Origin of the sequence: Stenotrophomonas sp. GD04145 (assembly GCF_029835135.1) — a bacterium.
Classification (GTDB): Bacteria; Pseudomonadota; Gammaproteobacteria; order Xanthomonadales; family Xanthomonadaceae; genus Stenotrophomonas; species Stenotrophomonas maltophilia_P.
Genome location: NZ_JAODZG010000016.1, coordinates 29261 through 41680, shown reverse-complemented (window position 1 = coordinate 41680; position 12420 = coordinate 29261). Strand labels below are relative to the sequence as shown.

8 protein-coding genes are annotated in these 12420 nt (G+C 65.2%); 1 reads left to right on the top strand and 7 read right to left on the bottom strand.

The annotated features are described in order from the left end of the window. Positions 1–111: 111 nt before the first annotated feature. Positions 112–1488, bottom strand: a complete 1377-nt coding sequence (radA, locus tag N7367_RS10445; protein ID WP_053518980.1) for a DNA repair protein RadA — start codon at positions 1486–1488, stop codon at positions 112–114. A 149-nt stretch (positions 1489–1637) separates the two neighbouring features. Between radA and N7367_RS10440 the strand changes: the two genes are divergently transcribed. Continuing rightward, positions 1638–3695 carry a bifunctional diguanylate cyclase/phosphodiesterase gene (locus tag N7367_RS10440; RefSeq protein ID WP_279942331.1) on the top strand — a complete coding sequence of 686 codons (2058 nt, stop codon included), beginning with the start codon at positions 1638–1640 and terminating at the stop codon, positions 3693–3695. A gap of 116 nt (positions 3696–3811) precedes the next feature. Here the strand turns inward: N7367_RS10440 and cyoD are convergent, their stop codons facing one another. The 6 genes from cyoD to N7367_RS10410 form a co-directional block, all read right to left on the bottom strand. Next, entirely contained in the window at positions 3812–4153 is a 342-nt protein-coding gene (cyoD, locus tag N7367_RS10435) for a cytochrome o ubiquinol oxidase subunit IV (protein ID WP_053518984.1), read from the bottom strand. After that, positions 4153–4791 carry a cytochrome o ubiquinol oxidase subunit III gene (gene cyoC, locus N7367_RS10430; protein WP_065174633.1) on the bottom strand — a complete coding sequence of 213 codons (639 nt, stop codon included), beginning with the start codon at positions 4789–4791 and terminating at the stop codon, positions 4153–4155. Before cyoC ends, cyoD begins: the two co-directional genes overlap by 1 nt. Then, positions 4788–6785, bottom strand: a complete 1998-nt coding sequence (cyoB, locus tag N7367_RS10425) for a cytochrome o ubiquinol oxidase subunit I (protein ID WP_053518988.1) — start codon at positions 6783–6785, stop codon at positions 4788–4790. The genes cyoC and cyoB overlap by 4 nt, the downstream gene beginning before the upstream one ends. Positions 6786–6787: 2 nt before the next feature. Then, on the bottom strand, positions 6788–7828 hold the full coding sequence (gene cyoA, locus N7367_RS10420) for a ubiquinol oxidase subunit II (RefSeq protein WP_053518989.1): 1041 nt from the start codon (positions 7826–7828) through the stop codon (positions 6788–6790). Positions 7829–8201: 373 nt separating this feature from the next. Beyond that, a complete protein-coding gene (locus N7367_RS10415) occupies positions 8202–8789 on the bottom strand; it encodes a hypothetical protein (RefSeq protein WP_279942330.1) in 588 nt (195 codons plus the stop codon). A 415-nt stretch (positions 8790–9204) separates the two neighbouring features. Then, positions 9205–12243, bottom strand: coding sequence for an autotransporter domain-containing protein (locus tag N7367_RS10410; protein WP_279942329.1), 3039 nt, complete (start codon positions 12241–12243; stop codon positions 9205–9207). Between the last annotated feature and the right edge of the window lie 177 nt (positions 12244–12420).

Genomic DNA, 12420 nt, shown 5'->3' with positions numbered 1-12420 from the left:
CCGCATCGGGCGGCTGTAGCATCGACGCATGCCCGGGGTCCTTTGCTGGGGAAGCAGGCGCGCGTGGCCCGGCTCAACAGAATTGCGGCCGCCGGCGCGCCTCCGATGCAATCACGCCGCGTCGATCGCCTCGGACAGGCGCTCCACGGCGATCACCTCCATGCCCTTGACCGAGCCGCCCTTGGGCGCATTGGCCTTCGGCACGATCGCACGTCTGAAACCATGGGTGGCCGCCTCGCGCAGCCGGTCCTCACCATTGGGCACCGGGCGGATCTCGCCGGACAGGCCCACTTCGCCGAAAGCGATGGTCTTCTCGGCCAACGGCCGGTCCTGCAGCGACGACAGTACCGCCAGCAGCACCGGGAGGTCGGCGGCCGTCTCCTGCACGCGGATGCCGCCGACGACATTGACGAACACATCCTGATCGCCCACCAGCACACCGCCGTGCCGGTGCAGCACCGCCAGCAGCATGGCCAGACGGTTCTGCTCCAGGCCTACAGCGACACGGCGCGGGTTCGACAGCGGCGACGCGTCGACCAGCGCCTGTACCTCCACCAGCAGCGGACGGGTTCCTTCACGGGTCACCATCACGCAGCTGCCGGGCTGGTGCGTACTTCCACCGGACAGGAAGATGGCCGACGGATTGGAGACCTCCTTCAGGCCCTTGTCGCCCATGGCGAACACGCCCAGCTCGTTGACCGCGCCGAAACGGTTCTTGAACGCACGCAGCAGCCGGAAGCGACTGCCGCTTTCGCCTTCGAAGTACAGCACCGCATCGACCATGTGTTCCAGCACACGCGGGCCGGCGATGCCACCTTCCTTGGTGACGTGGCCGACCAGGAACACGGCGGTGCCGGTTTCCTTGGCGAAACGCACCAGCCGTGCGGCACTCTCGCGCACCTGGCTGACCGACCCCGGTGCGGCGGTCAGGCTTTCCGTCCACAGCGTCTGCACCGAGTCGGCCACGATCAGGCGCGGGCCGGCCTTGGCCGCGTGCTGGAGGATCGACTCGACGCCGGTTTCAGCGAGCGCGTTGACGCCATCCAGGGGCAGTTCCAACCGATGCGCGCGACCGGCCACCTGGGCCAAAGACTCCTCGCCGGTGACGTAGAGCACCGGCAGCTCGGCCGCCATCCTGGCGACCGCCTGCAGCAGCAGGGTTGACTTGCCGATGCCGGGATCGCCGCCGACCAGCACCACCGCCCCCTCCACCAGGCCGCCGCCGAGCACGCGGTCGAACTCGCCGATGCCGGTGCTGACCCGGCGATGCTCGGTCTGCTCCACGTCCTTCAGGGCGGTGATCTTCGGCGGATCGACCTTGCCCGCCCAGCCGGCCCGCCGCGATGCCGGCGCCTTGGCCGCCGCCGCGCTTTCCAGGACGATTTCCGACAGCGAATTCCAGGCATTGCACTCGGTGCACTGGCCCTGCCATTTGCTGTACTCGGCGCCGCATTCATTGCAGACGTAGGCGGTGCGGGCTTTTGCCATCTGGGAATTTCCTGCGGCGGGGACGGGCGTGGCAGGATAGCCGAGCCCGGTCGCAGGTGCTGCGACCGCTCAAGTACCGCCCACCTGCGCCGATAGGGGTCGCGGGCGTGCGCCTTGCGGGCGCCCCTCCCTTTCCCACTGGATTCAACATGACTGGCAGTTACAGTCAGAGCCTGGTCGCCATCTCTCTGCTGGTGGCCATTCTTGCTTCGTACACGGCCCTGGACATGGCCGGGCGTGTCGCCAGCGCGCAGGGACGCGTCGCCCGCTGGTGGCTGGCTGGAGGCGCCGCCGCGATGGGTCTGGGCATCTGGTCGATGCACTTCATCGGCATGCTGGCGTTCGACCTGCCGATCCCGCTCGGTTACGACCTGGCCATCACCCTCTACTCCCTGGCCGTGTCGATCGGCGCATCGGCCTATGCGCTGTGGCTGGTCTCCCGCCCCAGCCTGCCGCGACGGCGGCTGCTGGCCGGTGCGGTGCTGATGGGCACCGGCATCGCCGCCATGCATTACCTGGGCATGGCCGCCATGCGCATGCAGCCTGGCATCGACTACCACCCAGGATGGTTCGCGACATCGATCGTGGTGGCCATCGGCGCAGCCGGCGCTGCGCTGTGGATCGCCTTCCGCCTGCGCACCGAGCAGCGCAACACGCTGCGCCTGCGCCTGCTCGCCTCGCTGGTGATGGGGCTGGCCATCGTCGGCATGCATTACACCGGCATGGCGGCCGCACGCTTCGCGGACGGCAGCATCTGCGGTGCCGTGGTCAACGGCGGCATCGATGCCCGCTGGCTGGCGGTACTGGTCATCGTCACCACCGTGGCGACGCTTGGCATCGCGCTGGTGGCCTCCCTGTTCGATCGCCAGATGCGGGTCCGCACCGGGCTGCTGGCCGATTCGCTCGCGCACGCCAACAACCGGCTGATCCAGGCCGCGCTGCACGACCCGCTGACCCAGCTGCCCAACCGCATGCTGCTGCAGGACCGCATCGAACAGGCCATCGAGAAGGCCTGCCGGCACCAGCACGCGGTGGCCGTGATGTTCTGCGATCTTGACGGATTCAAGGCGGTCAACGACGCCTACGGTCATCAACTGGGTGATCGCCTGCTGGTCGCCGTCGCGCAACGCATCGGCGGCCTGCTGCGACCGCAGGACACCTTCGCGCGCCTGGGCGGGGACGAATTCGTGATCGTGCTGGCGATCGACATGCCGGATGACGCCGTGGTGGTCGCAGAGCGCATCATCGCCGCGGCCAGCGAGCCTTTCATTCTCGACGCGGCAGAGCTGCAGGTCAGCGCCAGCCTCGGCATCGCCCTGTACCCGGATGACGCCGGCAACGAACGCGAGCTGATGGCCCACGCCGATGCAGCCATGTACCACACCAAGGACACCGGCCGGAACGGCTACACGTTCTTCACCCCCTCGATGCAGCTCAGTGCAAACCGCCAGCTGCGGCTGCTGCAGGATCTGCGCAAGGCCATCGCCCGGGACGAACTGGTGCTGCACTACCAGCCGAAATTTCCCGCCGCCGATGCCCCCGCCAGCGGCGCCGAAGCGCTGCTGCGCTGGCAGCACCCGGAACTGGGCCTGCTGGCACCGGACGTGTTCATCCCGATCGCCGAGCGCAGCGGGCTGATCCTCCCGATCGGTGACTGGGTGCTGGATCGCGCCTGCGCCCAGCTGCGTGCGTGGCATGATGCCGGCCATCGCGGCTGGACGATGGCGGTCAACCTGTCTCCCCTGCAGTTCGCCTCGCCAACGCTGCTGGCCAGCGTGCGTGCGGCGCTGGAACGACACGCCATCGATCCGCCTCTGCTGACGCTTGAGATCACCGAAACGACTGCGATGAAGAATGTCGACGCGAGCCTGGCGATTCTCAACGATCTCACCGCGATGGGCGTGCACATCGCCATCGACGATTTCGGCACCGGCTATTCCAGCCTGCTCTACCTCAAGCGCATGCCGGCCACCGAGCTGAAGATCGACCGGGCCTTCGTGCACGACCTGGAACGCAATGCCGAAGACGCCGCGATCGTCTCCTCGATCATCGCCCTGGGCCGTACGCTGCAGTTGCAGGTGGTGGCCGAGGGCGTGGAGACCCAGGCCCAGCGCGAGTACCTGAGCGAACTGGGCTGCGACCAGCTGCAGGGCTACCACCTGGGTCGGCCGATGGATGCCGAGGAGTTCCTGCGCAAGGTGGGGTGAGGCCCGGCGTGCGAGGTCGGAGCCCTCGCCTGCGACATGGGGTCCGACCCCATCCACCCGACAACAGAAAGGCCGCCCGGGGGGCGGCCTTTCTGCGTGGCAACGTCGCGGGGACGTCAGTGCATCATATGCACGTTCATGTTGTGCATGACCCACAGGGTGCCGACCACGATGATGCCGATCACCACGATGGTGAAGGCAGCAGCGTTGACGTTCCAGCGGCTCTCCGAGGAGCGGTCCAGGTGCAGGAAGAACACCAGGTGGACCAGCATCTGCAGCACGGCAGTGATCGCGATCACCACACCGTTGACGGTGCGGGAGAAGTCGCCCGACATCACCATCCAGAACGGGATGACGGTCAGCACCACTGCCAGCACGAAGCCGATCAGGTACGACTTCACGCTGCCGTGGCTTTCGCCACCGGTGCCATGATCGTGTGCGTGGTTGTCATGTGCCATTACAGCGCTCCATTGAGGTAGACGACGGAGAACACGCCGATCCAGATCAGGTCCAGGAAGTGCCAGAACAGGCTCAGGCACGCCATGCGGGTCTTGTTGGTCGGGGTCAGGCCGTACTTCTTCAGCTGCACGAACATCACCAGCAGCCACAGCAGGCCGGCGCTGACGTGCAGGCCGTGGGTACCGACCAGGGCGAAGAACGCCGACAGGAAGGCACTGCGGTCCGGACCATAGCCCTGGTGGATCAGGTGCTGGAATTCCCACACTTCCATGCACATGAAGCCGAAGCCCAGCAGCCAGGTAATTGCCAGCCACAGGTACATCTGGCCCACCTGCTTGCGGTGCAGGGCGATCATGCCCAGACCGAAGGTCAGCGAGGAGGTCAGCAGCAGCGCGGTTTCCCAGGCCACGAACGACAGTTCGAACAGGTCCTTCGGACCGGGGCCACCATCGGTGCCGCCGGCCAGCACCACATAGGTGGCGAACAGCGACGCGAAGATGAGGCAGTCGCTCATCAGGTACACCCAGAAACCGAAGACGGTGTTGCCGCCGGTGTCGTGGTGCTCGTGGTCGTCATGGCCATGGGCCGCCGCATGCGCGGCGTGCCCGTGGCTCAGGGTCGAGGTATTGGTGCTCATGCCTTCAGCTCCGACTTCACCAGGCCCTGGGCTTCCAGGTGCTTGCGGTGTTCGTTCTCGATGCGTTCCACCTCGGCGGCCGGGACCCAGTAGTCCACGTCCTGGTCGAAGGTGCGGTAGATGAACGTGGCGATCATGCCGACGAAGCCGACGATGGCCAGCCACCAGATGTGCCAGATCATCGCGAAGCCGAACACCAGGCTGAAGGCACCGATGACAACACCCGTGCCGGTATTGCGCGGCATGTGGATGTCGGTGTACTTCGCCGGCTTCGGCCAGGCCTCACCGCGCTGCTTGCGCTCCCAGAAATCGTCCAGCTCGGTGACGTCCGGCAGCGTGGCGAAGTTGTAGAACGCCGGCGGCGAAGAGGTTTCCCACTCCAGCGTACGGGCATCCCACGGATCGCCGGTCAGGTCGACGGTCTTCTTGCGGTCGCGGATCGACACGGCCACCTGGATGATCTGGCACAGGATGCCGGCACCGACGATGAAGGCACCTGCAGCAGCAACCAGCAGCAGCGGCTCATAGGCCGGATTGACCGTGCTCTGCAGGCGACGGGTCATGCCCATGAAGCCCAGCACGTACATCGGCATGAAGGTCACGTAGAAGCCGATGAACCAGCACCAGAACGCGCACTTGCCCCAGAACTCGTTGAGGCGGAAGCCGAACATCTTCGGCCACCAGTAGGTGATGCCCGCGAACATGCCGAACACCACGCCGCCGATGATCACGTTATGGAAGTGCGCGATCAGGAACAGGCTGTTGTGCAGCACGAAATCGATGGCCGGGATGGCCAGCATCACGCCGGTCATGCCGCCGATGGTGAAGGTGACCATGAAGCCGATCGTCCACAGCACCGGCGTGGTGAACTGCACGCGGCCGCGGAACATGGTGAACAGCCAGTTGAAGATCTTCACGCCCGTGGGAATGGAGATGATCATCGTCGTGATGCCGAAGAAGGCATTGACGTTGGCACCCGAACCCATGGTGAAGAAGTGGTGCAGCCACACGATGAACGACAGCACGCCGATACAGGCGGTGGCGTAGACCATGCCCTTGTAACCGAACAGGGCCTTGCGCGAATACGTGGCGATCACTTCCGAGAACACGCCGAACGCCGGCAGGACCAGGATGTACACCTCCGGGTGGCCCCAGATCCAGATCAGGTTGATGTACAGCATGGCGTTGCCGCCACCGTCATTGGTGAAGAAGTGCGTACCCAGGTAACGGTCCAGGGTCAGCAGCACCAGGGTGATGGTCAGCACCGGGAAGGCAGCGACGATCAGCACGTTGGTCACCAGGGCAGTCCAGGTGAACACCGGCATCTGCATCAGCTTCATGCTCGGCGTGCGCATCTTGAGGATGGTGATGAAGAAGTTGATACCACTCAGCGTGGTACCCAGACCCGCCACCTGTAGACCCCAGATGTAGTAGTCCATGCCTACGCTTGGACTGTATTCGATCCCCGACAAGGGCGGGAATGCCAGCCAGCCGGTGGCGGCGAACTCACCGATCCACAGCGACAGCATGATCAGCACCGCACCGGCGACGAACAGCCAGAAGCTGAGCGAGTTGACGAACGGGAACGCGACGTCGCGCGCACCGATCTGCAGCGGCACGGCCAGATTCATCAGGCCGGTGATCAACGGCATCGCCACGAAGAAGATCATGATCACGCCGTGGGCGGTGAAGATCTGGTCGTAGTGGTGCGGCGGCAGGTAACCCTCGGAGCCACCGACGGCGATGGCCTGCTGGGTGCGCATCATGATCGCGTCGGAGAAACCGCGCAGCAGCATGACGAAGGCGACGATGAGGTACATCACGCCGATCTTCTTGTGATCCACCGAGGTGAACCACTCCTTCCACAGATAGCCCCACAGCTTGAACTTGGTGATCAGGGCGACGACGCCCAGGCCACCCAGCACCGCACCGACCAGTGTGGTCAGCACGATCGGATCGTGGGGGATCGACTCAAGAGAGAGTTTTCCCAGCATGTTCATTCTCCCGAGCCCGCATGACCGGCGTGGCCGGCGTGCTCGTGTTCAGTGGCATCCAGGTTTTCCCCGGACTCCTTGGACTTGTGCTCTTCGCTCGGGGCGTGGCCTTCGTGCCCTTCATGGCTGGCAGCATCGGCGGCAGCGGCGCCCGCATGGGCGTGCTTCATGCCGTAGTGCTTGTTGTCGCCCATGTGCTTGGCGATGACCCAGTCGAACAGGCCCTCCTCGGACCGGCCGTAGTAGGTCACCGGATACCACTCGGCATTGCGCGCTTCACCCAGGGCCTTGAACGAGGCCTTGTCCAGCGTCTGCTCACCGGCGCGGACCTGGTCCAGCCACTGGCGGTACTCGGCATCGGTGACCGAATAGGCAGTGAAGTGCATCTTGGCGAAGCCCGCACCGCTGTAGTGCGAGGACATGCCCGGGAATTCACCGGTTTCGTTGGCGATCAGGTGGAGCTTGGTCTCCATCGCCGCCATCGAATAGATCATGCTGCCCAGGTGCGGGATGAAGAAGGCATTCATCACCGTGTCGGAGGTGATCTTGAAGTTCAGCGGGGTGTTGACCGGGAACTTGATCTCGTTGACGACCGCGATCTTCTCTTCCGGATAGATGAACAGCCACTTCCAGTCCAGCGAGATCGCCTCGATGGTGACCGGCTTGACGTCCGATTCCAGCGGCTTGTACGGATCCAGCGCGTGCGAGGAGCGCCAGGTCAGCACAGCCAGCACCAGCACGATCATGCAGGGGATCGACCACACCACCACCTCGATCGCCGTCGAGTGCGACCACTTCGGCTCGTAACGGGCCTTGGTGTTGGAAGCGCGGTACTTCCACGCGAAGGTCAGGGTCATGATGATGACCGGGATGACGACCAGCAGCATGAGCACGGTGGCCGTGATCAGCAGGGTCTTCTCATCCTGGCCGATCTGGCCCTTCGGACTGAGGATGGCCACGGCATCGCAGCCGGTGAGCATCACCAGCACTGCGAGCAGCAGGCCCGGGCGCAACCAGCGCCCAAGGGTTTTCAACGGAATCATCGGTCGATCCAATTGCGAGGGAATGCCGTTCCCCGTCCTGCCCGCTCCGGCCAAAGCCGGTCCCACCCGTCCGGAGACAGGCAGGGAGGTGGGGTCGAGTCAGCCTTGCAATTTTAGGCCGTCACCCACCATTTAAGAAAGGCATTGACAATGATCCTCCGCAGGAAAGGCCCCATTCTGGCTGCGACACGTTGTCGCACCGTGCGCGCAGTGGGGCGCGGAGCATCGCAGCCGCAGGTGTCGCCACGCCGGAATCCCTCGTTCGGCAAAGTCGAATGAACGTGTTCAGACTGCGGACGGGGGTTGCTTGCCCAGTCGCTGGGCAGGCAGCAGTTGCAGCACCCGGCATGCACGACATTGCGCCGCGTGCCGATTAGGTCTCGAAAGTGCGCCACCTGCACATGAGGCGATCCCGCGGGTCGTTCAGCGCCTTCAAAGGGGTGATCCTGGTCGCCACTACCCAGAAGTCGGCAAACTCCGGAACCCGCATCACTGACGGGTCCTGCCCGAGCCTGCGCATGGATTCCTGCCCTCTGGCCATGTCAGACCCGGGAGGTGCGTCATGCAGAAACTCCGCGTGGCCATCTATCCGCACGCCACTGCCATTGGCGAGCGCACTCCATTGCTTGGACAGTTCCGGCGAGAGCAGGACCGCCACCTTCGGCATCTCGCGTCCGAACGGTCCCTCCTGCACCTTCTCGTCCGTCCCCACGACGTACGCGATTGAACTGCTCCTGCGTGCAGGGGTCATATAGGCGGTATATGCAGTCCGATCATACTCACCGTATGCCTTCGCATTGAACGTTACTTCCCTTCCGTCGAAGGAGGGCTGCAGCGACTGCGATGCCAGCTCACGGTAGGAGACACTGCCTTTGGCCTCCGGATACCGCAGCTCATCGGCCTTGGGAGCATCCAGGCATGTCCATGCCCTCACCTCGGCAAGAAAAAGACTGGTGCCCACTGCCACCACTATCGACCCCAATCCCAGCACGTACCGTCCGAACCTCGACCAGAATGACTTCCGTCCTGTCTGCCCCGATGCATCGTTCATCCTGCCCCCTGTCGCCGTCTGAATTTCGCTTGAGTGCCGCGCCCTTGTGTCCAACCGGCGAGGAAATCCTCTGGACGAATGATCCAATCGCCGCCCCTTCGCATCTGGGACAGCGCTTCCAGAAGCTTCACCATAATCCATCGGGAAGCGACATGCGCCCTTGGACACCGGGGCCGGCAGCATTCAGAGCAGAGGAAAGCGTCCCGCTGGCTCAGCGGTACGTCGAGGGTGCATCGGATGGTCTCTCTGACCACTTCATCGGTCAGGATTGCAGGGTGGCGCCAGCGGCACCGGCGATGCGGACATCACCGGTGCCGCCGGCCACTCAGAACCGGTAACCCAGCCCCAGCTGCACGCCGTTCTGCAGCTGGCCGTCGCGGCGCTCGCCCACATAGTCGACCATCACCGACAGCCGCTCGCTGGCCCGGCTGGTCACACCCAGGTTCCAGCTCAGCACCTGCTCGCCCACCGTCTGGCTGTTGCTGCCGAACACCAGATCCGGCGCCGCCGCAAAGCCGGTGCTGTAGCGGGCCTGCGTATCGCCCAGCTCCTTCTGCCACACCACCCGCGCCCGCGGGGTGATGCGCTCGCCGTTGTTGCCCTCGAAGGTCTTGAACAGCTGCAGGCCTGCACCGACCCGGATGCTCTCCAGGCTGCCGCCACGCCCGGCCAGCGCCGCCACGCCCTGCCCTTCGTTGAACCGCGTCGCGGAGGTGCGCGCATAGTCCACCACCGGCAGCAGCGGCTGGATCACCACGCCCTTGCCGCTGGTGAAGGAGAACGCATGTTCCACCCGCGCGGAGATCGCATCGTTGCTGTACTTCGCACGCAGCGGGTCCTGCAGGCCCTCGATGCCGGCGATGCTGCGCCGGGTGTCGTGGCGCAGGTCGGTGTAGCGCACCGCCGCGGACAGGTAGCCGCGTGCGTAGATCGCGTCCAGGTAACCGCCCACATCCAGCGCACGCACGTCGCCGGTGAAGCTGGAGGCGCCACGGGCCTTGGTCGACATGTCCGCGGCCGCCACGCTTACGCCCAGGCCGACACGGTCATCGGCCAGGCGCGCATCGGCACCGACCACGATGCCGCCCACGGTATGGCTCATCCCGGCCACGCCGGCATCGGCATCGATGCGGCCATGGCTGGCAAAGCCACGTGCCCACAGTCCGTGGCCACGCTGGCCATCGCCATTGGCCCCCGCACCTGCTGCCGTCGGCTCGACCAGATGCATTGCCAGCTGGTTGAACAGGGTGCCATGGCGCGTGCCCGGCTGTGCCGACATCGACTGCGCGACCTGCGCGGCCAGGCCATCGGCATCGCCACCGGCACTGCGCATCGCCGCCTGATGCTGCTGGACCACGTTGCCGATGCTGCCCAGCAGGGCGTTGTCGGCCAGGCGCAGGGTGGCGTGCGCATCGCCACGCAGCGCACCGGCCTGCTGCGCGACCACGTCGCGGTCGGCAAACTGCAGTGCGCCCAGCAGCGGCTCCAGCGCCGACGCCGGCTGCGACGCGGCCGTCCTCAATGCCTGGCCGAGGCCCGCGCCCGACGCCACGTTGGCGAACGGAGACACGTCATCGAAGGCCGGATTGGCGACCGCCCAGATGCCGTCGCCGGTCTGCACGATATTGAACGTGAGCAGCGAGTTCTCGCGCGGATGGAACCTGCGCTGTGCCGTGTCGGCACTGGTCAGATCGGCACTGTAGCCCGAGCCGTCCTGCCGCTCGGCACGGGTGAAGGCGACCTGTCCGGCCTGCAGCTGCGGCACGCTGGCATCGAACTCGCTGTCACTGTCGTTCAACAGCGCGGTGGTCAGCTCGTTGCCTTCCTTGCTGCCATAGATACGTCCCTGTACCAGCGGGATCGAAAGATCCTGGCGGTAGTAGCCCGGTGCGATATCCAGCGCGAGCTTGCCGACCGTGCCGCCGATCAGGAAGCCCGGCGCCGTGGTGGCCGCCCCGTTTCCGCAATAGTAGTAGCTGCCCTGGCTGTCGCAGCGATGGACTTCGAATGCGTCCAGTACAAGGCCCGCCTGGCGCGTCTCCGGGGTGATGTCGAACAGCAGCCGGCCGGCATTGGGATAGGCGAAGCTGACATAGCCGTTGACCGTCAACGGGCCGCCCTGCGGATGAAGATCGCCACCGGCCACCCTCACCCGCGCCACCTGCGGAACATTCCAGGGGAAGTCGGGATAGTCCGGGTCCCCGACATAGGCCGTCGCGCCGATGGTTCCATGCCCCTTCAGTGCGGCCCCTGGATCCAGCGTCACGACGGCCGTGGAGATTCGACCACCGGCCATCGCCACCTCACCTCCACGCCGGACCAGCAGCGTATCGCTGTTGTCCAGTTCGCCGGTCGAGGCGAGGGCCAGCGAACCGTCCACGATCGTGCTCCCGGCCTTCAGCAGACCGTCCCTGACATCGACGGCACCGTTGCGTCCTATCACGCTGTTGCCGGTAAGCAGGCTGCTCTGCGCTGTGATGTCCAGCCTTCCCGAGTCCACCCACAGGATCGACGCACCGCTGTCTTCCGTCGCGGCCCAGTGGGCGCCCGCGGTGAGCTTGATCACGCCAACGGCATCGCCGCCGACGACCTTGTCCACGTCCACTTCGCGCACATAGGAGAACTGACCGGGATCGAATGCCGGATTGATGTTTCCGCTCACCCGCTTGCCATCGATGACCAGGACATCGTTGGTCGTTGCATAGTCCATCGAGGTCGCCACCCTGTCACTGAACAGCGTCACCTCCGGATAGGCCGTGCAGCCACCGTCCTCGCTGGTGTCGCGGGTCGGGCAGAAGCGGGTCGCGATGGCCATCGTGGCCGGATCGAAGTAGCGCAGGAAGCCGGAGCTTTCCGTCAGTTCGTAGTGCGCCTGGGTGATTCGGCCTTCAATGACGGCAAAGTCCCTGGCACCAAACATGTCCCGGTAGTACTGGATGTACTTCTCCTGGCCCGGGTACGGCGTGGGAACACCATCCCGGGCTTCGCCATGGATCCCCAGCACGGTCATGTCGTAACCGCCATACACCGGCAGGGCGAAGCGGGTGATCCGACGATTGACACCGGCGACGAACGCATCGGCACACGCCGAGTAGCAGCCACCGTCCAGCACGGTATCCAGGCCATTGCGGCGGATGACCTCGCCCATGCCAACCCCACCGCTGGCAGCACCACCGGGTGAATTGCGGAAGACGATCTGGCGGATGGTCCGTCCCTGCCGGTTCGCCGCGCTGAGAATGCGCTCCAAGGTCCCGGGATCGCTGCTCTCGACGCCGCCGGAGTAGTAGATCGTGTCGCCGTTCAGATGGAAGGTGCTTGCCTGCGCATCGAGCGTGGAGAGTCCCGCCATCAGAGCGAACGACATCGCCATGCTCAGCCTGGACCGGGAAATGAGGGGGGAGATCGACGAGTTCGACATGCGGGTTACCTGTGTTCGAGAGAGTGCCGCCCCGCCAACGCCCCTGCCGATGCAGGGCCACTGGACGTCGCAGTGCCATCCGTCGCGCCTGTGGCCGACGACAGGAAGCACTAACGGCCGAAG

Bases quoted from the DNA above. Each gene is read 5' to 3' on its own strand.
- cyoA (WP_053518989.1), bottom strand. From the start codon at position 7,828: ATGATTCCGTTGAAAACCCTTGGGCGCTGGTTGCGCCCGGGCCTGCTG.
- cyoD (WP_053518984.1), bottom strand. From the start codon at position 4,153: ATGGCACATGACAACCACGCACACGATCATGGCACCGGTGGCGAAAGC.
- radA (WP_053518980.1), bottom strand. From the start codon at position 1,488: ATGGCAAAAGCCCGCACCGCCTACGTCTGCAATGAATGCGGCGCCGAG.
- N7367_RS10410 (WP_279942329.1), bottom strand. From the start codon at position 12,243: ATGTCGTTCGCTCTGATGGCGGGACTCTCCACGCTCGATGCGCAGGCA.
- cyoB (WP_053518988.1), bottom strand. From the start codon at position 6,785: ATGCTGGGAAAACTCTCTCTTGAGTCGATCCCCCACGATCCGATCGTG.
- N7367_RS10440 (WP_279942331.1), top strand. From the start codon at position 1,638: ATGACTGGCAGTTACAGTCAGAGCCTGGTCGCCATCTCTCTGCTGGTG.
- cyoC (WP_065174633.1), bottom strand. From the start codon at position 4,791: ATGAGCACCAATACCTCGACCCTGAGCCACGGGCACGCCGCGCATGCG.